General features: G+C 47.3%; 20 protein-coding genes. 8 read left to right on the top strand and 12 right to left on the bottom strand.

Going from position 1 to position 19,724, the window contains the following annotated elements:
* Window positions 1-40: 40 nt before the first annotated feature.
* The 3 genes from GOU96_RS05150 to GOU96_RS05140 form a co-directional block, all read right to left on the bottom strand.
* Window positions 41-1,627 carry an AbgT family transporter gene (locus GOU96_RS05150; protein ID WP_000098861.1) on the bottom strand — a complete coding sequence of 529 codons (1,587 nt, stop codon included), beginning with the start codon at window positions 1,625-1,627 and terminating at the stop codon, window positions 41-43.
* Window positions 1,628-1,827: 200 nt separating this feature from the next.
* Entirely contained in the window at window positions 1,828-1,953 is a 126-nt protein-coding gene (ykgO, locus tag GOU96_RS05145; RefSeq protein ID WP_000866542.1) for a type B 50S ribosomal protein L36, read from the bottom strand.
* Window positions 1,950-2,207: a type B 50S ribosomal protein L31 gene (locus GOU96_RS05140; protein WP_000643440.1), complete on the bottom strand. Its 258-nt coding sequence runs from the start codon at window positions 2,205-2,207 to the stop codon at window positions 1,950-1,952. The genes ykgO and GOU96_RS05140 overlap by 4 nt, the downstream gene beginning before the upstream one ends.
* A 134-nt stretch (window positions 2,208-2,341) precedes the next feature.
* Here GOU96_RS05140 and tsaA point away from each other — a divergent pair, with 134 nt between their 5' ends.
* The 5 genes from tsaA to GOU96_RS05115 all read left to right on the top strand — a co-directional run bounded on the left by tsaA (window position 2,342) and on the right by GOU96_RS05115 (window position 6,368).
* On the top strand, window positions 2,342-3,037 hold the full coding sequence (gene tsaA, locus GOU96_RS05135; RefSeq protein ID WP_267780705.1) for a tRNA (N6-threonylcarbamoyladenosine(37)-N6)-methyltransferase TrmO: 696 nt from the start codon (window positions 2,342-2,344) through the stop codon (window positions 3,035-3,037).
* A gap of 225 nt (window positions 3,038-3,262) precedes the next feature.
* Window positions 3,263-4,978 carry a proline--tRNA ligase gene (locus GOU96_RS05130; RefSeq protein ID WP_095465180.1) on the top strand — a complete coding sequence of 572 codons (1,716 nt, stop codon included), beginning with the start codon at window positions 3,263-3,265 and terminating at the stop codon, window positions 4,976-4,978.
* Between the two features lie 242 nt (window positions 4,979-5,220).
* Entirely contained in the window at window positions 5,221-5,865 is a 645-nt protein-coding gene (locus GOU96_RS05125) for a tellurite resistance TerB family protein (RefSeq protein WP_267780707.1), read from the top strand.
* A 102-nt stretch (window positions 5,866-5,967) separates the two neighbouring features.
* A complete protein-coding gene (locus tag GOU96_RS05120; RefSeq protein ID WP_000870111.1) occupies window positions 5,968-6,171 on the top strand; it encodes a YaeP family protein in 204 nt (67 codons plus the stop codon).
* Between the two features lie 5 nt (window positions 6,172-6,176).
* Window positions 6,177-6,368: a DUF4250 domain-containing protein gene (locus GOU96_RS05115; RefSeq protein WP_001046693.1), complete on the top strand. Its 192-nt coding sequence runs from the start codon at window positions 6,177-6,179 to the stop codon at window positions 6,366-6,368.
* 100 nt (window positions 6,369-6,468) lie between these two features.
* Here the strand turns inward: GOU96_RS05115 and purL are convergent, their stop codons facing one another.
* Both purL and GOU96_RS05105 read right to left on the bottom strand, forming a co-directional pair.
* Window positions 6,469-10,362: a phosphoribosylformylglycinamidine synthase gene (purL, locus tag GOU96_RS05110; protein WP_267780709.1), complete on the bottom strand. Its 3,894-nt coding sequence runs from the start codon at window positions 10,360-10,362 to the stop codon at window positions 6,469-6,471.
* A complete protein-coding gene (locus GOU96_RS05105; RefSeq protein ID WP_000533381.1) occupies window positions 10,359-10,565 on the bottom strand; it encodes a hypothetical protein in 207 nt (68 codons plus the stop codon). The genes purL and GOU96_RS05105 overlap by 4 nt, the downstream gene beginning before the upstream one ends.
* A gap of 106 nt (window positions 10,566-10,671) precedes the next feature.
* Between GOU96_RS05105 and mltF the strand changes: the two genes are divergently transcribed.
* Together mltF and GOU96_RS05095 are read left to right on the top strand one after the other, a co-directional pair.
* Window positions 10,672-12,264: a membrane-bound lytic murein transglycosylase MltF gene (mltF, locus tag GOU96_RS05100; RefSeq protein WP_057552521.1), complete on the top strand. Its 1,593-nt coding sequence runs from the start codon at window positions 10,672-10,674 to the stop codon at window positions 12,262-12,264.
* 178 nt (window positions 12,265-12,442) lie between these two features.
* On the top strand, window positions 12,443-12,574 hold the full coding sequence (locus tag GOU96_RS05095) for a hypothetical protein (protein WP_000946180.1): 132 nt from the start codon (window positions 12,443-12,445) through the stop codon (window positions 12,572-12,574).
* A gap of 45 nt (window positions 12,575-12,619) precedes the next feature.
* Here GOU96_RS05095 and tadA read toward each other — a convergent pair whose 3' ends face one another.
* The 6 genes from tadA to GOU96_RS05065 all read right to left on the bottom strand — a co-directional run bounded on the left by tadA (window position 12,620) and on the right by GOU96_RS05065 (window position 17,945).
* Window positions 12,620-13,147: a tRNA adenosine(34) deaminase TadA gene (tadA, locus tag GOU96_RS05090; RefSeq protein WP_001934843.1), complete on the bottom strand. Its 528-nt coding sequence runs from the start codon at window positions 13,145-13,147 to the stop codon at window positions 12,620-12,622.
* A 122-nt stretch (window positions 13,148-13,269) separates the two neighbouring features.
* Window positions 13,270-14,829 (bottom strand): AbgT family transporter, encoded by a 1,560-nt coding sequence (locus tag GOU96_RS05085; protein WP_000070417.1) that lies wholly within the window; start codon window positions 14,827-14,829, stop codon window positions 13,270-13,272.
* Window positions 14,830-15,226: 397 nt separating this feature from the next.
* Window positions 15,227-15,640 carry a type IV pilus modification PilV family protein gene (locus GOU96_RS05080; RefSeq protein WP_001244854.1) on the bottom strand — a complete coding sequence of 138 codons (414 nt, stop codon included), beginning with the start codon at window positions 15,638-15,640 and terminating at the stop codon, window positions 15,227-15,229.
* Window positions 15,630-16,862, bottom strand: a complete 1,233-nt coding sequence (locus GOU96_RS05075) for a hypothetical protein (protein WP_267780711.1) — start codon at window positions 16,860-16,862, stop codon at window positions 15,630-15,632. Before GOU96_RS05075 ends, GOU96_RS05080 begins: the two co-directional genes overlap by 11 nt.
* Window positions 16,862-17,452 carry a PulJ/GspJ family protein gene (locus GOU96_RS05070; protein ID WP_267780713.1) on the bottom strand — a complete coding sequence of 197 codons (591 nt, stop codon included), beginning with the start codon at window positions 17,450-17,452 and terminating at the stop codon, window positions 16,862-16,864. Before GOU96_RS05070 ends, GOU96_RS05075 begins: the two co-directional genes overlap by 1 nt.
* A complete protein-coding gene (locus GOU96_RS05065) occupies window positions 17,433-17,945 on the bottom strand; it encodes a pilus assembly FimT family protein (protein WP_055029799.1) in 513 nt (170 codons plus the stop codon). The genes GOU96_RS05070 and GOU96_RS05065 overlap by 20 nt, the downstream gene beginning before the upstream one ends.
* Before the next feature lie 96 nt (window positions 17,946-18,041).
* Here GOU96_RS05065 and GOU96_RS05060 point away from each other — a divergent pair, with 96 nt between their 5' ends.
* Window positions 18,042-18,485, top strand: coding sequence for a type IV pilin protein (locus GOU96_RS05060; RefSeq protein WP_267780717.1), 444 nt, complete (start codon window positions 18,042-18,044; stop codon window positions 18,483-18,485).
* 49 nt (window positions 18,486-18,534) lie between these two features.
* Here the strand turns inward: GOU96_RS05060 and dnaJ are convergent, their stop codons facing one another.
* Window positions 18,535-19,680, bottom strand: coding sequence for a molecular chaperone DnaJ (dnaJ, locus tag GOU96_RS05055; protein ID WP_000043914.1), 1,146 nt, complete (start codon window positions 19,678-19,680; stop codon window positions 18,535-18,537).
* Between the last annotated feature and the right edge of the window lie 44 nt (window positions 19,681-19,724).

Raw genomic sequence — 19,724 nt, 5'->3', positions numbered from 1 at the left:
CCTGCGATATGCGCAGGCTTTTTCGTATGCAGAACAAACACTATGGCGTGTAGTAAGTGGCGGCGCCAGGGCCAACCGGCAGACCTAACACAAATACCCACACGTAGAACAGTAAGCTCCACCCCACCATAAACACCACCGAATACGGCAACATGGTTGCGATCAAAGTACCGATACCGAGGTTTTTCATATAACGCGTCGCCACCGCCAGAATCAAGCCAAAGTAGCTCATCATCGGGGTGATGATGTTAGTGACCGAGTCACCGATACGATAGGCCGCTTGAATCACTTCTGGAGCATAGCCCACCAACATCAGCATAGGCACGAAAATCGGCGCGGTGACTGCCCATTGCGCAGAGGCAGAGCCAATCATCAGGTTGATGTAACCACACATCAAAATGAAGGCGAAGAACAGCATGGGTCCCGTCAGTCCGATGTCTTTCAGGAAATCCGCGCCTAATACCGCCAATACTTGGCCAAACTTAGTCCAACTAAAGAAGGCAACGAACTGCGCCGCAAAAAATACCAGCACAATGTACATGCCCATAGAAGACATCGATTTCGCCATCGCATTAATCACATCACGATCGGTTTTCATCGTGCCAACCACACGGCCATAGACATAGCCGGGAATGGCAAAAAAGATAAAGATAAAGGCGACGATGCTCTTTAAAAATGGTGAACCAGAAACGAGGCCATCCTCTCCGCGCAGCACGCCATCCGCCGGTACAATTGTCCAAGCCAATAATGCGCTCACCACAACAACCGCTAATCCAGCATAGGCCAGCGCTTTTTTCTCTAGCGCCGTCAGAGAACCCATTTTGTCTTGGCTTAAGTCATCGCTGGCTTCTGATACATCATATTTGCCCAATTTGGGCTCAACGATTTTCTCGGTCACGAATGCACCTAAAATCGCAATCACAAAGGTAGAAGCCGCCATAAAGTACCAGTTGACTTCAGGACCAACGCTGTAAGTAGGATCAATCATACGAGCGGCGGTTTCAGTAATCCCTGAAAGCAAAGGATCGACGGTGCCAATTAACAGGTTTGCCGAGTAACCACCAGAAACACCCGCAAACGCCGCAGCGAGTCCCGCGAGCGGGTGACGGCCTAGCGAATGGAACAACATGGCTGCCAGTGGAATAAGAACCACGTAGCCTAATTCAGATGCCGTGTTAGAGATAATACCGGCAAACACGACAGTGAAGGTGACCATGCGCTTTGAAGCGCCCATCACCAGACCACGCATTGCCGCAGAGAGCAACCCAGAATGCTCCGCAATCGCGACACCCAGCATGGCCACCAATACGGTGCCTAAAGGAGCAAAGCCGACAAAGTTTTTCACTAAGTTGGTTACGATAAGCTCTAATCCATCGGCATTGAGTAAGCTGACAACATGGATCATGCCATCTGCTGCACGACCTTTCGCGCCTTCTGGACGAGGGTCCACAACTGACAACTCGAAGTACCCAGCGATACCCGAAGCAACCAGTAGTACAACACAGAAAATGGCAAATAATGTGATGGGATGGGGTAATAGGTTCCCCAAATATTCCACACCATCAAGAAAACGGGTAATTAAAGGTTTCTTAGGTGCGTTTTGATTTATTGAAGCAGATGAACTCATCTGTTCCCTCCTTGTCATGATTCCTATGCATTTGTGACAGAAATGTCAAAAGCGCGCGCAGAGTACTCGACAAAAAAGGTAAATTAAAAAGCAAAAATGTTACAAAATTTATCCAAACGAATAACTTCTAACCTAAAAATAAAAAATAACCAGATGATCATGAGCATGAATAACCATCTGGTTAGATAAAAATCTTGCTACTAGCGCTGAACGGCTTTAAAGCGAGGATTTGATTTGCAGATCACATACAAACGGCCACGGCGTTTGACGATTTGACAATCTGGGTGACGATTTTTAGCGCTTTTTAGCGAGCTGAGCACTTTCATTTGGACTCCTTAGCAAACTGACCGAAACGACGAGTGAAGTTCGCAACGCGACCTTCTTTTTGTACCACACGTTGTTTACCGGTATAGAACGGGTGAGATTCTGACGAAACCTCGATGGTAATGTAGGGGTAAGTTTTGCCTTCCCACTCAATGGTGCGATCGGTTTGCAAAGTAGAACCAACCACAAAATAGTGATCAACCGTGGTATCGTGGAACACCACTTTACGGTAATCGGGATGAATGCCTGCTTTCATCTTAAACTCAAAACCTCAAATTGTTATGTTATAACATTTTAATTAATAATTATTCTCAAGGTGATTTGCAAGCGATTTTTACGTCTAGCTATGCTATTTTTTTCCTCAACATCGTGTGAATATCGATAAAAAACATGTATCCCATTGAACCTATTGCAATTATTGAAAGCCCATACCAAGAAAAATTTGCCGTACCTCGTCAACCACGTTTGGTGCCAAGCGCGACCGCAAGAGTCAAATTGCTCGGTGAGTGCAACTGCGCTGAATCCATTCGTGGCATAGAGCAATTTAGTCATGTGTGGCTGCTATTTTTGTTCGACCAAAACCTCGCCGCAGGTTGGAAACCGACCGTACGTCCACCTCGTCTTGGTGGTAATGAACGAGTGGGTGTTTTCGCTTCACGAGCAACTTTTCGCCCTAATGGGATTGGCATGTCAGCGGTCGAGTTAAAAGGGGTAAGCAAAGAAGGCGATCAATATTATTTAGAGCTCGGAAGTGTCGACTTGGTCAATGGCACACCGATCATTGATATCAAGCCTTATATCCCCTACTCCGATTCCATTACCGACGCGCAAGGTGGCTATGCCGAGCAAGAGCCACAACGCATCGCGGTTACCTTCAGTGATGCAGCGCGGCAAATGCTCCAGGCACATCCTGAAGGTAAGATTCGCCAAGCAGTGATCCGTGAAGTGTTAGCGCAAGATCCGCGCCCGGCTTACAAAAAACATCGCGCTGACGATAAGTTATATGCGGTGAATTTGTACGATTGGAACGTGACATTTACGGTTAACACTGAAGCAATCGTTGTCAACGCAATTGAACCCTTTTGACAAAACCATTTGGCTGATATTATTAGCGCCCAAATTCGCTTTAGATCCCCAAACAACTTGGAGTTGCAGGTAGGCGGCAAGTGAGTGAATCCCCATGAGCATAGACAGACTATGTGATTGGGGTGAACGAACGTAGCCAACACCCCTGCAGCTTCAAGTAGGAAGGGAATGACGTCACTCCTGTTAAAGCGATCCTTTAAACTTTGATGAAACGGATACCATAGAATGCGTACCAGTAAATATCTTCTTTCCACTCTGAAGGAGACTCCAAACGACGCAGAAGTTGTGAGCCATAAGCTCATGCTCCGTGCAGGTATGATCCGTAAGCTGGCTTCAGGTCTCTATACTTGGCTGCCTACTGGTCTGCGTGTACTGCGTAAAGTCGAAAACATCGTTCGCCAAGAGATCGATAATGCCGGTGCAATCGAAACCTTGATGCCGGTGGTGCAGCCGTTTGAATTGTGGGAAGAGACTGGTCGCTCTGAAAAAATGGGCCCAGAGCTACTGCGCTTTACTGACCGCCATGAGCGTCCGTTTGTTTTAAGCCCAACTGCGGAAGAAGTGATCACGGCGCTGGTGCGTAATGAGGTGAGCTCTTACAAGCAGTTGCCACTGAACTTGTATCAAATTCAAACCAAATTCCGTGATGAACGCCGTCCACGTTTTGGTGTGATGCGTGCCCGTGAATTCTGCATGATGGATGCGTACAGCTTTGATATCGACAAAGCGGGCCTAGAAAAATCCTACGAAGCCATGCACGTTGCGTATTGCAAAGCGTTTGACCGTATGGGCCTCGATTACCGCCCAGTGCTAGCCGATACTGGTGCTATCGGTGGTAACGGCTCACACGAATTCCACGTACTGGCAGAAAGTGGCGAAGATCTGATCGCCTTCTCAACTGAATCGGATTACGCAGCCAACATCGAGAAAGCCGAAGCGGTTGCACCGGCGATTGAGCGCCCAGCACCTACGCAAGCGATGACCTTGGTTGATACCCCTAACGCAAAAACCATCGCAGAATTGGTTGAGCAGCACGGTCTGCCTATCGAAAAAACGGTGAAAACCTTATTTGTCAAAGCCTCAGATGAAATTGATGCGCCTATCGTTGCGCTGATCATCCGTGGTGACCATGAGCTGAACGAAATCAAAGCCGAGAAACTGGCCGAAGTAGCCTCGCCGCTGGAAATGGCCAGTGAAGAAGAGATTCGCGCGCTGATCGGTGCAGGCCCTGGCTCATTAGGTCCTGTCGGCCTGAAACTGCCATTTATTGTTGACCGCACCGTTGCTGTGATGAACGATTTCGGCGCTGGCGCGAACATCGATGGTAAACACTACTTCGGTATCAACTGGGGTCGTGATGTTGAACTGGGTAAAGTCGAAGATCTGCGTAATGTGGTTGAGGGCGATCCAAGCCCATGTGGCAAAGGCACACTGATGCTCAAGCGCGGGATCGAAGTGGGTCACATCTTCCAATTGGGTACCAACTACTCTGAAAAGATGAACTGTGGCGTACTCGATTCAAACGGTAAAAACGTCATTCTTGAGATGGGTTGCTACGGTATCGGCGTCTCTCGCGTCGTCGCAGCAGCCATCGAACAAAACCATGACGATTACGGCATTATCTGGCCTGATGCGATTGCACCTTTCCAAGTGGCTATTGTGCCGATGAACATGTACAAATCTGAGCGTGTTCAGCAAGCCGCTGAAAAATTGTATGCAGAATTGACAGCTGCAGGCATCGAAGTGCTGTTTGATGATCGTAAAGAGCGTCCGGGCGTCATGTTCTCAGATATGGAACTGATCGGCGTGCCACACACCATCATCATTGGTGATCGCAGCATGGATGAAGGTCACTTCGAATACAAAAATCGTCGTAGTGGTGAAAAAGAAGCGGTGGCGATGGCATCCATCATCGACTTTATCCAAGCCAAACTGGCCTAATTTTCGGTCACATTCACTTACAAAGGCTGCCATCGAGCAGCCTTTTTATTACCAGTTTTCCCCAAACAACTTGGAGTTGCAGGTAGGCGGCAAGTGAGTGAATCCCCATGAGCATAGACAGACTATGTGATTGGGGTGAACGAACGTAGCCAACACCGCTGCAGCTTCAAGTAGGAAGGAGATATTAATATTAGATTCATTTTTCATCATCTACACTGAGTCAAAACCAGAGGAGATAGCCCATGGATCTAAAATCATTACTCAACCAAGCACTGAGCTCAGACCTTGTCAAAAAAGGCAGCGAGCAGTTGAAAACCTTAAGCCAAGATAAAAACCAACTCAGCACGCTAGGAGCTGGAGCTTTAGGTGGCGGTCTGCTTGGTATGTTACTTGGCTCTAAAAAAAGCAAAAAATGGGGCAAAAGCGCTTTAAAAGTCGGGGGCGCTGCCGCTCTCGGCGCACTCGCCTACAAGGTCTACAACGATTGGAATGCCAATCAAAAAGGCAATACCGCACCAACCCCTTTTGATGAAAGCAATCCTCGCCATGAGCTGATCATTTTAAAAGCCATGATTGCCGCCGCGAAAGCCGATGGGCATGTGGATGAGCAAGAGATGGCGCGAATCCAACAAGCGATTGAAGAGCTAGGCGCAGATAACCAAGTACAACAATTGGTGGAACAAGAGCTGTGTAAGCCGCTGGACCCTGCTGAAATCGCTCGCTTTGCGCAAAACCCAGCTCAAGCCTCTGAGCTGTATCTGGCGTCATTGCTGATTGCCGATGAACAGAACTTTATGGAAAAAGCCTATCTCAATGAACTGGCTAAACAACTAGGCTTGGATGCTCAATTGGTCGCGCAACTGAACTTACAAGTCTCTGGCCAATAATTCACCACTCATGAGGCTTCATTGAGCCAGCGCAAGTAGTAGGTTTGTTATTTCTCTGCTCTCAAGGTATATTGAGAGCAGTTATCATTTGAGGACACCCTGATGAAAGTTTATGACTGTTGCGAACTGGTACGCGAGCTTTACGCGCAAATTGGTAGTGGTGATCAAGGCTATATTCCGCAAGCCATCAGCTGCGCTGTACGTGCATTAAACGAGATTGCGGCTGATACCGCCCTGCCACTGGCGGCACGAGAAAAAGCGGCGTTTGCGGCAGCGAATTTACTGATTTCCGATTTTGAGGATTAATCACCATGAATCTAGCGAATTTTGCCACTATGGATCCCATCATGCTGATGAGCATCATTAACATGAAACTGCGTGACGACTTTGGTGGCGATCTGGATAAATTGGTTAACTATTTCGATATTGATCGCAGCGCGTTAGAAGCTAAGTTAGCGAGCGCTGGTTTTGAATTTTTACCGCAAGTCGGCCAATTCCGCTAAATCAACGGTTATCGCAAAGCGCCCTTTCAAATCGGGGCTGACAAAACGAAAAAAGCGCAGAAGTTCTCTGCGCTTTTTGTTGTGCTTAAGCTTAAATCAATTAGCCAAAATATTTACGAGCATTCTGGAACATACGCATCCAAGCGCCGTTCTCACCCCAGTTATCTGGGTGCCACGAGTTGGCAACGGTACGGAATACACGCTCAGGGTGCGGCATCATAATCGTCACACGGCCATCTTGAGTGGTTAAACCGGTAATCGCATTCGGTGAACCGTTCGGGTTGCTTGGGTAAGCTTGGGTTGGCTGACCAAAGTTATCCACGAAACGAATCGCTACGGTGCCAGATTGCTCAATTGCCGCCAAATGCAGAGCATCACGCACTTCCACACGACCTTCACCATGAGAAACTGCAATCGGCATTCTTGAACCCGCCATCTCGCTAAAGAACAGCGATGGTGATTTTTGCACTTCGACTAAGCTAAAGCGCGCTTCAAAACGATCCGATTCGTTACGCACAAAACGTGGCCATAGCTCAGCACCCGGGATCAAATCACGCAGGTTAGACAGCATTTGACAGCCGTTACACACCCCAAGTGAGAAAGTATCTTTACGTTGGAAGAACTGTTCAAACTGCTCACGCGCTTGGGCGTTAAACAGAATCGATTTCGCCCAACCTTCACCCGCACCGAGTACGTCACCGTAAGAGAAGCCACCACAAGCCACCAGACCTTGGTAAGCATCGAGCACGGTTTGCCCAGTAAGAATGTCGCTCATATGTACATCAACCGCATCAAAACCAGCGCGGTCAAACGCTGCCGCCATCTCAACGTGTGAGTTAACGCCTTGCTCACGCAAAATCGCCATTTTCGGACGCACACCTTTGGCGATGTACGGCGCAGCAACGTCGGCTTGCACATCGTAGGTTAACTTCGCATTCAAGCCCGGGTCGCGGTTATCTTGTTTGGCCGCAAACTCTTGATCGGCACACGCCGAGTTATCACGCAGCGCTTGCATCTTATGGGTCATTTCCGCCCAGATGGTGCGCAGTTCAGTACGAGAGCGCTCAATCAAGACTTCCTCACCACGAGTGATCAGCAAGCGATCCGACGCTTCTACTTCACCAATCACGTGAGCACACGCTTCTAAGCCATGGGCAGCAAGCGTTGCCAGAACAGCATTCAGCTCATCATTTTTCACTTGAACCACAGCGCCAAGCTCTTCATTGAACAGTGCCGCCAGTGCATCATCACCCAAGGTTTCAATATTGGCTTTAATACCACAGTGACCCGCGAAAGCCATTTCTGCCAACGTCACCAATAAACCGCCGTCGCCTTTGTCGTGGTAAGCCACCAGCTTTTCGTTACGCACCAGCGTTTGTACTGCATCAAAAAAGCCTTTGAGCTGCGCAGCGTTATCCACATCAGCCGGCTTATCACCCAACTGTTTGTACACTTGCGCTAATGCGGTTGCGCCAAGACGATTTTGACCATTACCCAAATCAATCAAGATTAAGCTTGTCTCGCCAAGGTCAGTACGCAGTTGTGGAGTTACTGTCTTGCGAATATCTTCCACACGTGCGAAAGCGGTGATGATGAGTGACAGCGGCGAAGTCACTTCTTTCTGCTCGCCATTTTCCTGCCACTTGGTTTTCATCGACATCGAGTCTTTACCGACTGGGATAGTGATACCTAGTGCTGGACAAAGCTCTTCACCGACCGCTTTCACTGCTTCATATAGGCCGGCATCTTCACCCGGATGGCCCGCTGGAGACATCCAGTTCGCCGAAAGTTTGATGCGTTTCAGCTCGCCAATATCGGTTGCGGCTATGTTGGTAATGGCTTCACCGACCGCTAAACGTGCGGAGGCACCGAAATCCAGCAGCGCAACTGGGGTACGCTCACCCATCGACATGGCTTCGCCGTGGTAAGAATCAAAACTCGCGGCCGTTACCGCGCAGTTTGCGACGGGAACTTGCCATGGACCGACCATTTGATCCCGCGCGACTAAGCCAGTCACTGAGCGGTCACCAATGGTGATCAGGAACGTTTTTTCTGCGACTGCCGGTAAACGCAGTACGCGATCCACCGCTTCATTAAGCTCAATGCCTGAACGCTCTAGCGCTGGGCTTGAAACTTTCAGCGTGCTCGCTTCACGATGCATTTTCGGCGGCTTACCCAGCAGAATATCCATCGGCATATCAATCGGCGTGTTAGCAAAGTGGCTGTCTTCCAGCGTCAAATGGCGCTCTTCGGTCGCTTCACCCACCACGGCATAAGGAGCGCGTTCACGCTGGCAAATCGCATCAAACAGCGGCATATCTTCCGCAGCAACCGCCAGCACATAACGCTCTTGTGATTCATTACACCAGATTTCCAATGGGCTCATGCCCGGCTCATCATTCGGCACGTTGCGCAACTGGAATTTACCACCGCGATCGCCGTCATTCACCAGCTCAGGCAGAGCGTTAGAGATACCACCCGCGCCCACATCGTGGATAAAGGCGATTGGGTTTTTGTCGCCGAGCTGCCAGCAACGGTCGATCACTTCCTGACAACGGCGCTCCATCTCTGGGTTTTCACGCTGTACTGAAGCAAAATCCAGATCTTCAGCGGATTGACCAGATGCCATCGAGGATGCCGCGCCACCGCCCAGACCGATGTTCATCGCAGGGCCACCGAGTACGATCAGTTTGGCACCAACCGGGATCTCTTTCTTCTGAATATGCTCAGCACGGATGTTACCCATACCGCCAGCGATCATGATCGGTTTATGGTAGCCACGTACCTCTTCACCCGCATGTGAAGTCACTTTTTCTTCATAAGTGCGGAAATAACCCAGCAGGTTCGGACGACCAAATTCGTTGTTGAACGCCGCGCCGCCGAGTGGGCCTTCTAGCATAATATCCAACGCATTGACGATACGGCTTGGCTTACCAAAATTACTTTCCCATGGCTGTTCAAAACCGGGAATACGCAAGTTCGAAGTAGTAAAGCCCACCAAACCCGCTTTTGGCTTACCGCCAATACCGGTTGCGCCTTCATCACGGATTTCACCACCAGAGCCTGTTGAAGCCCCCGGCCAAGGAGAAATTGCCGTTGGGTGGTTGTGGGTTTCCACCTTCATCAAAATGTGCGCATCTTCATGGTGATAGGTGTATTGACGGCTATCTGGATCTGGGAAAAAACGGCCAACCGTCGAGCCGGTCATTACCGCGGCATTATCTTTATAAGCGGAAAGCACATAATCCGGCGTCTGTTCAAAGGTGTTTTTGATCATTTTGAACAGCGATTTGTCTTGTTTAATCCCATCAATCGTCCAATCTGCATTGAAGATTTTGTGGCGGCAATGCTCAGAGTTGGCTTGTGCAAACATCATGAGTTCAATGTCGTTAGGATTGCGACCCAGTTTGGTGAAGCTCTCAACTAGGTAGTCAATTTCATCTTCAGCCAATGCCAGACCTAGGGAAACGTTTGCCTCTTCAAGCGCACGACGCCCCCCCGCCAACACATCAACCTGACTCATCGGCGCAGGCTCTGCTACGCTAAACAGTTGCTGTGCATCGGTGAGTTCTGCGAACACCACTTCCATCATACGATCGTGCAGCAGCGCCTTAAGTGTTGCGATTTGTGCGGCGGTCAGCGCCGTTTCTGCTTCAACATAATAAGCCGTACCGCGTTCTAAGCGCTTGATACTACGCAGGCCACAGTTATGGGCAATATCCGTTGCTTTTGAAGACCAAGGAGAAATGGTTCCGGGACGCGGGGTCACTAATAACAGTAAACCTTGTGGTTCATGTTCTTGAATGGTTGGACCATAAGTGAGCAGTTTTTCGAGCTTTTCCAACTCTTGCGGATTGAGCTCTGCCTTGAGATCGGCAAAGTGCATAAACTCGGCGTAAATGCCTGTCACTGGGAGGTGTTGTTCACGACACGCGGTGAGGAGCTTGTTAACACGAAACTCTGAAAGAGCTGGGGAGCCACGCAAAATTCTCATGTGCTTAGGTCTCTATGTCCAATTGATTGAGGTGTAATTGGCATAAACTCTTTCGAATACAGCACATTAAACTCTATTTGTTGAATGTATGCCGATTTCACCTCTACTGATGGCTGCGCATTATAGAGGAATTCTTTTTGTGACGTAACACCAAAAGCAACCGTTTGCGTCATTTTTTTCGTTAATTTTGAGTTACGACCCATTTGCACAAATCTTCGAGCAAAATGACAGCTTACTCAGTGAGGACTTTGCCAAAACCAGCGCCTTTGATATAAAGGCATCTGTCTTGATGAGAGAAAACCCAAATTGATGACTCCTTTTGCCTATAAACTCCCCATTCGCGCACTCTGGCTAGGCTTATTAAGCCTGCTCTTAGTCGGTTGCCAAATCGATTCCGAGCCCAAAAGCGAGCTAGAAAAAATTCGTGAACGTGGTGTTTTACGCGTTGGTACGCTCAACAATCCCCTCTCCTACTACATCGGCCCTGATGGCCCAACGGGATTGGATTACGAGTTAGCCCGCGAATTTGCCAAAGAGCTTGGCGTAAAGCTGGAAATGAAGCCAGCATACCGCCTATCTAGCCTGTTTCCTGCCTTAAAAAACGGTGAAGTGGACATCATTGCCGCAGGCTTAAGCCAATCCGAAGAGCGACTCAAAGATTTTCGCGCAGGGCCTGCTTATTATTACGTTTCGCAGCAAGTGGTCTATAAAAAAGGTGACTGGCGACCACGCAGCTTCAAACAGTTGGTCGAACGCCAGCAAACCTTATTAAAGGACAATCCTGAGCTCGCCTTTTTCAGCGTGGTGGATGACTCCCATTTTGAGCACACCTTGCTAGCCAAACAGCAGAAATACCCCGATTTTCAATTTCATGTCGACAGCAATTCCGATGTGAATGACTTACTGAAAAAAGTCTCACAAGGTGAGTTACTGTTTACGATGGCCGACTCTGTTGAGGTGTCGCTTTCTCAACGCATCTATCCTGAACTGGCAGCGGCATTTGAATTAACCGAAGATCAGCCGATCTCATGGTTTATCCGCCGTTCCGACGATGAAAGTCTGTATGCCTTAATGATTGAATTTTTTGGTAATCTCAAGCAATCGGGCTATTTGGCGTCTTTGGAAGAAAAATACATCGGTCATATTGGTGCCTTTGATTATGTCGATACCCGCGCTTTTATTCGCGCGCTGGATACACGATTACCTCGATGGACGCCTCTCTTTCAAAAGTACTCGGCAGAGTTTGATTGGCGTTTAGTCGCCGCACTTGCGTATCAGGAGTCGCACTGGAATCCGTATGCCAAATCGCCCACGGGTGTCCGTGGTTTGATGATGTTGACACTACCAACCGCGCGCAGCGTGGGGGTAAGTGATCGCCTCGATCCAGAACAGTCGATTCGTGGTGGGGTGGAATACTTGCGACGTATGATGGAGCGTGTTCCTGACTCGATTTCCGAACATGAAAAAATTTGGTTTGCCTTAGCCTCTTACAACATTGGCTACGGGCATATGATGGATGCGCGACGCTTAACCAAAAGCCAAGGCGCAGATCCTGACTCATGGGCGGATGTCAAAGATCGCCTGCCACAGCTGCAGCAGAAAAAATACTTCACCCAGACCCGCTATGGCTATGCACGTGGCGACGAAGCACGTAATTATGTGGAAAATATTCGCCGTTACTACCAAAGCATCATCGGCCATCTTGAGCAGCGTCAATTGGCGACAGGCGATGAAAGTATTGAAGATCTCACCGTGATTGCGCTTGATGAAGAATTTTTCAATGAAGAAGCAAACCGTGAAATCTTGGATGAAGAAACGGAAGCACTCGAATCAGAGTCACTCGAAAACAGTGAATCGAGCGCCGAGCCATCTGCCAAACCATCCACTGAGAGCAAAAATTAGCCACTTGATTTTTGGGAAGAAAACACGTAAATCAATGTGTGAATTAAATCGCTTTCCTGTTGTCAGAAACAGGTAACATTCCAATGCAATAATAAAGCAGATCGATAAGCGATTTATTAGGTTCCCTGACGTTAAGTAGTCAGGGTTTTTATGTCAGTCAGTCGTAGGAGGGTGTTTTATGTTGAGACGTAAACGTCAATCAAAACTCCTGAACAAAACCGTATCCGCTAACCGCAGACGCCGTATGCTGGCCAATAGCAAGAAAAAAGTCTTGGCTCGTCACCGTGCGTTTGTTCAGTTAAGCAGCTAGATACCTCTCGAATGGCAAACATCTGTATCGATGTTTGCCAAAAAATCACAGTTTATTCTTTCTCTCAGCATCCTTTCGCTCTGCATCGCGTTTGGCTTTGATCTCTTTTCTTCGTCGCTGAAAAAACGCTTGTAACTGAGCTCGACACTCCTCTTCCAACAGCCCTTTTTCAACCGTCGCGTAGTGATAAGCCGCTTGGCTGCTAAACAGATCCATCACAGTTCCTGCCGCACCCGCTTTCAAATCTGGCGCGCCATACACAATACGTTTTACTCGACTATGCAACAGGGCTCCTGCACACATTGGGCAAGGTTCCAGTGTCACATACAAGGTGGTATCGAGTAGTCGATAATTACTCAGTGCTTTGCCAGCTTTTCGAATCACTTCAATTTCTGCATGCGCAGTCGCATCATGGTTCGTAATCGAACCATTCCAGCCTTCCGCAATGATTTCGCCATCTCGAACTAATACCGCTCCAACAGGGACTTCTCCCTGCGCTTCGGCTTGGGCTGCTAACGCGATGGCTCGGCGCATAAATTGTTCATCTTGAGCAGAAAATAGAGACGCTGACAAAATCACACTCCACGGATTCTTGAAAACGGTGATTCTAGCGGAGATCGCGGACAAAACAAAAGCCAGCCTAAGAAAAAGCCCACTCGAAGGAGTGGGCTGACGATATTTATCGGTTTAATCACTTACATGGTGTAAGTGTACGGAGCTTGAATACCCAGCGGGATACCCAGTGCCCAGTAAACCAGCAGGAACAGTGACCAACCAATCAGCATCGCGATTGAGTACGGCATCATCATCGAAGCCAAAGTGCCGATACCGGTTGATTTCACATAGCGTTGGCAATACACCACCACCAGTGGGAAGAACACCATCAATGGAGAAATAATGTTAGACACCGAATCCCCCACACGATATGCCGCTTGAGACAGTTCAGGAGAAATACCCACTGCCATCAACATTGGCACCAAAATAGGACCAATCAACGCCCACTTAGCCGATGCTGAACCGACTAATAAGTTGACCATCGCAGTGAGTAGAATCATGCCCACAATCGTGGCTTGACCCGGCAAATTCATCGCTTTTAGACCTTCTGCACCATACAGAGCCAACATAGTACCAATGTTAGATTGGCCAAAAGCAGACAAGAATTGCGCACAGAAAAACGACATCACAATGTACGCGCCCATGGTCGACATGGTGGCCGACATCGCTTTGATCACATCGTTACTGTTTTTGAAGGTTCCTGCGACACGGCCGTAGACAATCCCCGGGATAATAAACAGGATAAAAATCAGTGGCACAATTGATTTCATGATCGGCGCAGTGAAGGCGGTAATTTCACCGTCAGGCGAACGCAGCGCAGAATTTTCCGGCCACACGGCAGCCACTAACAGTGCAATACCCGCAACCATTGCCCAGCCTGCGTAACGGAAAGCTTTGGATTCAATCGCAGTGAAAGAGCCAAGATCGGGTGCTGATTCTGCATCCTCATCCACTTTCGTCGCCGCCAAACGTGGCTCAATCACTTTATCTGTCACATACCAACCAATCGCTACGATGATGATTGAGGAAAGACCCGTGAAGTAAATGTTGGCTAATGGGTTAACTTGATAAGACTGATCCAACACTTGCGCTGCAGTTTGCGTAAAGCCCGCCAACAGCGGATCGATACCTGACGGAATAAAGTTTGCCGAGAAACCACCAGATACGCCAGCAAACGCGGCAGCAATACCAGCGAGTGGATGACGACCTGCTGCGTGGAAAATGATACCGCCCAGAGGTATCACCAACACATAGCCAGCATCGGCTGCGGTGTGCGAAATAATCGCCACCAAAATCAGCATAGGCGTCAGCAGTTTCGCTGGCGTGACATTAAGCATTTTCTTTAGGCCAGTGGTGATAAAGCCTGAAGAGTCAGCCACGCCAACCCCGAGCATAGCGACAAGAACAATGCCCAATGGCGCAAAACTGGTAAATGTGGTCACCATATTGGCCAGAAAATGAGCCAGTGATTCGCCGGTCAGTAAGTTTTTGATTTCTAATGCTTCATTAGTTCGAGGGTTAGTCAAATCAAAACTGACGTTAGAGAGTAGAGCGGAAGAAACCCAAACGATAACTAATGCCCAAAAGAAAAGAATCGCGGGATCTGGGATCTTGTTCCCTGCCCGTTCAATAAAGTTGAGAAAGCGATCCATCCCACTTGGTTTGGCCGATGGCGCTTGATTGATAGCTTGGTTACTCATAGTAAATTCCGTAATGTGATGTTGCTGCGTGAGGCCTTGTTAGTGTGGCCTTCTGTGTCCGTTTCGAGTTTCCCTGTGAACCATTGAAATTGGTCACAATGAAACGGCGATTTGTCGTTTGGCATTGTATAGAAACGCCTAAACCAAAGCACAGCGTTCGTCCTTTTTTTACATATTTAGAGACATATTTTGCAAAAATAGAAAACCAAAGACACACACTCGAAACATTATCAATAACGAAGCATATACATTTAAGAAACCAATTTGCAAAACATGAGTTTGCACTTATCAGCACCGACAAAATCAAAAGTGAAACAAATGGATGGGAAAAGAGCATAAAGAAGCGAAAATCACAGCACAATAAAGCGAGAAAAATCGCGTGGCAAGAAGGACTCGTTCAGTCAAATTCGCTGTATTTAGAGATCATGGTTTTCAACTCTACCGACTGAGTTTCACCATGGCGATCCTTCCATGACGCTTGGATATGAATGGTTTTGAGAGCCCCCGACAAGGTTGCAGCGGGTACAGACCAAGACAAAGTATAGAAAGGATGTGAAACATCATTCCCAGAGACAATATCGGTCGCGAAATTTGCAGTTGGTATGGCAGGGTTAGCTGAAGAAGCGCCACGAGTACGAAACCACTCCAATTTTTGCTCGGCAAGGTTTAGCGCCTCAATACTGTGCATGGCGTAATCAGCGCGTTGCTCGATATAAGCTTGTAATTTCACCAAACCAAGCGCACCAACCCCAATCAGTACAAACGAGATCATCACTTCGATTAAGCTAAAACCACATTGCTTATTGCGCATTCCAGCTTCCTTCTTTCCAACGCGGTTTTACAAAATTACTCGCAATATGATCGATCACATCTTTATTAAAATTAAATACTAAGGAGTTATTAAATGCCGCGGCCTGACCTGCGCTGTCAAGAAACTGCCCACCAGTCACAGTAAATGAACCGTGTTGATAATAAGAGGCAATTGTTCTGAATGAGTCTGGTATGACACTTGGATTATGATTTAAATAGGCATTCGCTTCAAAAGAGGCCCAATGTTGAATTGATGGAACATAGTCCTTATTGAAATGAAACAATACTCCTTTTAACTCTCCATTTCCCATAACGGAAAAAATCCCTTCGTGAACCAAAATCAATACACCAGGTGTTTTATGAGAAGCTTCAGAAACCTTTTGCGTATAAACAGCATTAAGTTCACACCCCCCTTCAATCCATAGGTAATAATGTTTATTTTCTATTTGTTCCAATATTTTCTGTCCGCAATCAGGAACAATATTAGGTTGACCATTCGTATTTTCTGGAGCAAGAATTTGCGTGAACTTCGGATTGTTCTTTATTTTTTCATGCTGTTCTTCACTAACATCAAAGAACTCTTCAAATAAGCTCATTTCTGGTTGCTTAACAAAATCACTACCAGTGGGCAGACTTCCCGACGCACTCGATTTATGTGTGGTTTGACAATCCTTCCCCGTTGGATTTAAGAATCCAGTATAGGGCGGTTTGTTAGGAATTAAGACTCCATCATTTTGTATAGCACCAGATGCATCAAAAATATTCTTATAGCGTAGCGCAATACATTCCCACCCATCTGAATTAAAAACACCAGGGTCTGGAATAATATTAACACTCCCTCGAACATAAATATCAGAAGCTGATTGAATTGCACCATGAGCCATATTCCCTGAGATGAGAATATCTTTAACTAATGAAGAATAACCATAGTGGGAAGTCACTTTATACCCTGAACTGATTAAACTAAATTGAGGTATAACACCTAAGCCACTACCACAATCAGTAATCGTACCTGGGAGCCCATTGTAAAATAAAAACTGTGAATAACCACACTCTAGCCCCCCCTCTGCGAGCCAGTGTTCTTGCCTAGCTTTTATTTCATTTTGTGCACGTTTAATCTGATAAAAAAGATTTTTATACGAACCGAGTGTCACAACCAATGCGATTGAAAGCAAAATAGCGGTAATCAGTAAAGTCGCGACACCTTTTTGATATTGAATCATTATTGCCAATTCCTTTGCTGAATCTGTAATGAAATAGCATGAGAGATATTAGGGGTATCTTTTAATTTCGCCATAATAGAAATCGTCATTAACGAACTATTGACTGATTGACCAGATAAAGGCATTTCTGAAATTTCAAATTGATCAATTTTGATTTGTTTCGGGTCAAATAAATCAAAACATCCTGTCGCAGCAGAGACAACGCTGAGTGGTGAGGCGGAATCCTTTTGGCAGTACTCCAACATGTCATTATTTAATTGATAGACCGTATTACTCACCTTGGTGGATGATTTTCGATAAACATAACCCATTTTATTCGATGCTCGATAGATCACACCGACAGCACCAGATAGCCGCATAGATTGATTACCCACATCATCAAAACCAGCACGTTGGATATCCTCTTTCATCTGCTGCATAACGCTGCTAACTTGCTGAAGCAGCATAATTTCTTTACTGCGTTGCGCTGCTGCTTTTTGGTTAGACAAAAAGACAGTCCCGACAATAGCTAAAGCCATCGCCCCCACCAAAGCGGCAACCATAAATTCAATCAGCGTATTACCTTGCTGGTTAGCACTTTTCAAAGCCATATTTTGCCTCATTTTCGGTGCAAACTTTGATTCGCCCAGCCCGATTGTGCACTGTCACTTTGATTGAATCGGCAGCAGATTCCGACGGTTTAATAAAAAGACTGCCCGCTTCCTGAGGATTGCCCATTACATGATCAAATTTGACCTCAGTTAGTGTATTGGTCTTCGATACAAATACATTTTGATATCGCTGACCTTGCAACAGAGTAACCGTATTACTTGCATCGATCGCTGCCACATCCGATACGCTGGATAGCACCAGTTGCCATTGACCCGTTATAGAAGGCAATCCTTGAATATGCACCCATAAATCCTGATTTCGAAAAACGGCTTCCGATTTAGCCTGAATGAGGAATCCCTGTAATTCATTGGCTAAATTGGTCATTTTCGTTTGCTGACTCATCTTTGAAAAATTAGGGGCAGCAAAAAGCAACATTGTGGTTAATACCGCAACGGTGATCAAAAGCTCCAGCAAAGTAAAGCCGCGATGCATTTCCCAAAATCCTTTGCAAACCGTGAGAGGATGATAAATCAACTTGCATAGATGCTAACAGCTATCAAAAATGGCGTTGTTTTATAAAGAGAAGTAATGGAAATGATTCGAAAAATTTTCTGCAAGCCAAGTGTGAGTCAGCAACAAGGTATGACATTGATCGAATTAATGATCGCGGTGGTGATTGTGGGTGTTTTAGCGAGTATCGCTTATCCAGCCTATACCGACTATGTCAAAGAAGGTCATCGTAAACAGGCGATGGCAGATATGGCCAAAATTCAGCTCTATTTAGAAGAAAAGTACCACAATGGCTATACGGCGACAGGCATAGTCGATGCTCAAAAGGTATGTAATGCGTTTTGTAGCGTAGACAATGATCGTTACAAGATTGCGGTCGAAACAACAGCTAACAGCTATCTCATCACCGCGACTCCTCAAAATAACAAAGGCCAAAATAGTGATAAATGCGACGGTAACACTTACCCCTCTCTCACCTTGAATGAGAAAGGAGTGACATCACCGGTTGGATGCTGGAAATAAGAAAAGACCAGCAAGCTGGTCTTTTCGATAGTGACTCATTGAATCTTGATTAACTGGTTAGGTCATCAAAAAACTTCTTCACACCATTAAAGAAGCCTTCGGCTTTCGGCTTGTGTTTCGTCGCCGCTTCGCCGCCACAAGACTCTTCAAACTCTTTCAGCAGCTCTTTCTGGCGAGCACTTAGATTGACTGGAGTTTCGACCACAAGTTTGACAATCAGATCGCCTAATGCTGCAGAGCGAACGCCTTTCACGCCTTTACCGCGCATACGGAACATGCGACCCGTTTGGGTTTCAGCAGGCACTTTCAAGCTTACGCGACCATCGAGTGTCGGTACTTCTACTTCACCGCCCAGAGCCGCCATCGCGAAGCTCACTGGCACTTCACAGTACAAGTTGTTGCCATCACGCTCGAAAATGTGGTGCTCTTTGACATGCACTTGTACGTACAAATCCCCTGCTGGCGCGCCCATTTCTCCCGCTTCACCTTCACCGGAAAGACGAATGCGATCTCCGGTATCCACACCCGCTGGGATTTTGACATTGAGTGTCTTGGTCTTTTGCTTACGGCCTTGGCCATGACAGACGTTACAAGGATCTTTAATGATCTTGCCTTTACCATGACAGGTTGGACAGGTTTGCTGCACCGCAAAGAAGCCCTGACGCATCTGAACTTGGCCATGACCGTGACAGGTACCACAAGTTTGTGCTGAGGTGCCTTTTTTAGCACCTGAGCCATCGCAAGCGTCACAGTGTACTAATGTCGGTACTTCAATCTCTTTCGAGCAGCCGCGAACCGCTTCTTCAAGGCTCAGTTCCATGTTGTAACGTAGATCGGAGCCACGCTGTGCTCTTGGACCGCCGCCACGGCGACCACCACCGAAAATGTCACCAAACACGTCACCGAAAATATCGCCAAAATCAGCACCGCCACCGCCGAAGCCGCCGCCACCAAAACCACCCGCGCCTTGCTCAAATGCCGCATGGCCGTATTGGTCATAAGCTGCTTTCTTCTGCGCATCGGTCAGAATTTCATACGCTTCTTTGACTTCTTTAAACTTTTCCGCCGCACCAGCATCTCCCGAGTTGCGGTCCGGGTGGTATTTCATCGCAAGGCGTTTGTATGCCTTTTTAATATCACGCTCGGAGGCGTCACGGCCTACGCCTAATACTTCGTAAAAATCACGTTTTGACATGTTCTCAGTCACCAATTTATTACTGCCAACGGCTATGCCGCTCG

The sequence above is a fragment of the Vibrio sp. R-1 genome, from assembly GCF_035615595.1.
In the GTDB taxonomy this organism is placed as follows: domain Bacteria; phylum Pseudomonadota; class Gammaproteobacteria; order Enterobacterales; family Vibrionaceae; genus Vibrio; species Vibrio cholerae.
The sequence above is the reverse complement of the archived record's forward strand: the minus strand, read 5'-3'. Positions and strand labels throughout refer to the sequence as shown.

Bases quoted from the DNA above. Each gene is read 5' to 3' on its own strand.
- dnaJ (WP_000043914.1), bottom strand. From the start codon at position 19,680: ATGTCAAAACGTGATTTTTACGAAGTATTAGGCGTAGGCCGTGACGCC.
- GOU96_RS05125 (WP_267780707.1), top strand. From the start codon at position 5,221: ATGGATCTAAAATCATTACTCAACCAAGCACTGAGCTCAGACCTTGTC.
- GOU96_RS05080 (WP_001244854.1), bottom strand. From the start codon at position 15,640: ATGCGCAATAAGCAATGTGGTTTTAGCTTAATCGAAGTGATGATCTCG.
- GOU96_RS05085 (WP_000070417.1), bottom strand. From the start codon at position 14,829: ATGAGTAACCAAGCTATCAATCAAGCGCCATCGGCCAAACCAAGTGGG.
- GOU96_RS05095 (WP_000946180.1), top strand. From the start codon at position 12,443: ATGTTGAGACGTAAACGTCAATCAAAACTCCTGAACAAAACCGTATCC.
- GOU96_RS05060 (WP_267780717.1), top strand. From the start codon at position 18,042: ATGGAAATGATTCGAAAAATTTTCTGCAAGCCAAGTGTGAGTCAGCAA.
- GOU96_RS05075 (WP_267780711.1), bottom strand. From the start codon at position 16,862: ATGATTCAATATCAAAAAGGTGTCGCGACTTTACTGATTACCGCTATT.
- GOU96_RS05105 (WP_000533381.1), bottom strand. From the start codon at position 10,565: ATGGGTCGTAACTCAAAATTAACGAAAAAAATGACGCAAACGGTTGCT.
- tsaA (WP_267780705.1), top strand. From the start codon at position 2,342: ATGTATCCCATTGAACCTATTGCAATTATTGAAAGCCCATACCAAGAA.
- GOU96_RS05150 (WP_000098861.1), bottom strand. From the start codon at position 1,627: ATGAGTTCATCTGCTTCAATAAATCAAAACGCACCTAAGAAACCTTTA.
- GOU96_RS05115 (WP_001046693.1), top strand. From the start codon at position 6,177: ATGAATCTAGCGAATTTTGCCACTATGGATCCCATCATGCTGATGAGC.
- GOU96_RS05140 (WP_000643440.1), bottom strand. From the start codon at position 2,207: ATGAAAGCAGGCATTCATCCCGATTACCGTAAAGTGGTGTTCCACGAT.
- mltF (WP_057552521.1), top strand. From the start codon at position 10,672: ATGACTCCTTTTGCCTATAAACTCCCCATTCGCGCACTCTGGCTAGGC.
- GOU96_RS05130 (WP_095465180.1), top strand. From the start codon at position 3,263: ATGCGTACCAGTAAATATCTTCTTTCCACTCTGAAGGAGACTCCAAAC.
- GOU96_RS05065 (WP_055029799.1), bottom strand. From the start codon at position 17,945: ATGCATCGCGGCTTTACTTTGCTGGAGCTTTTGATCACCGTTGCGGTA.
- purL (WP_267780709.1), bottom strand. From the start codon at position 10,362: ATGAGAATTTTGCGTGGCTCCCCAGCTCTTTCAGAGTTTCGTGTTAAC.
- ykgO (WP_000866542.1), bottom strand. From the start codon at position 1,953: ATGAAAGTGCTCAGCTCGCTAAAAAGCGCTAAAAATCGTCACCCAGAT.
- GOU96_RS05070 (WP_267780713.1), bottom strand. From the start codon at position 17,452: ATGGCTTTGAAAAGTGCTAACCAGCAAGGTAATACGCTGATTGAATTT.
- GOU96_RS05120 (WP_000870111.1), top strand. From the start codon at position 5,968: ATGAAAGTTTATGACTGTTGCGAACTGGTACGCGAGCTTTACGCGCAA.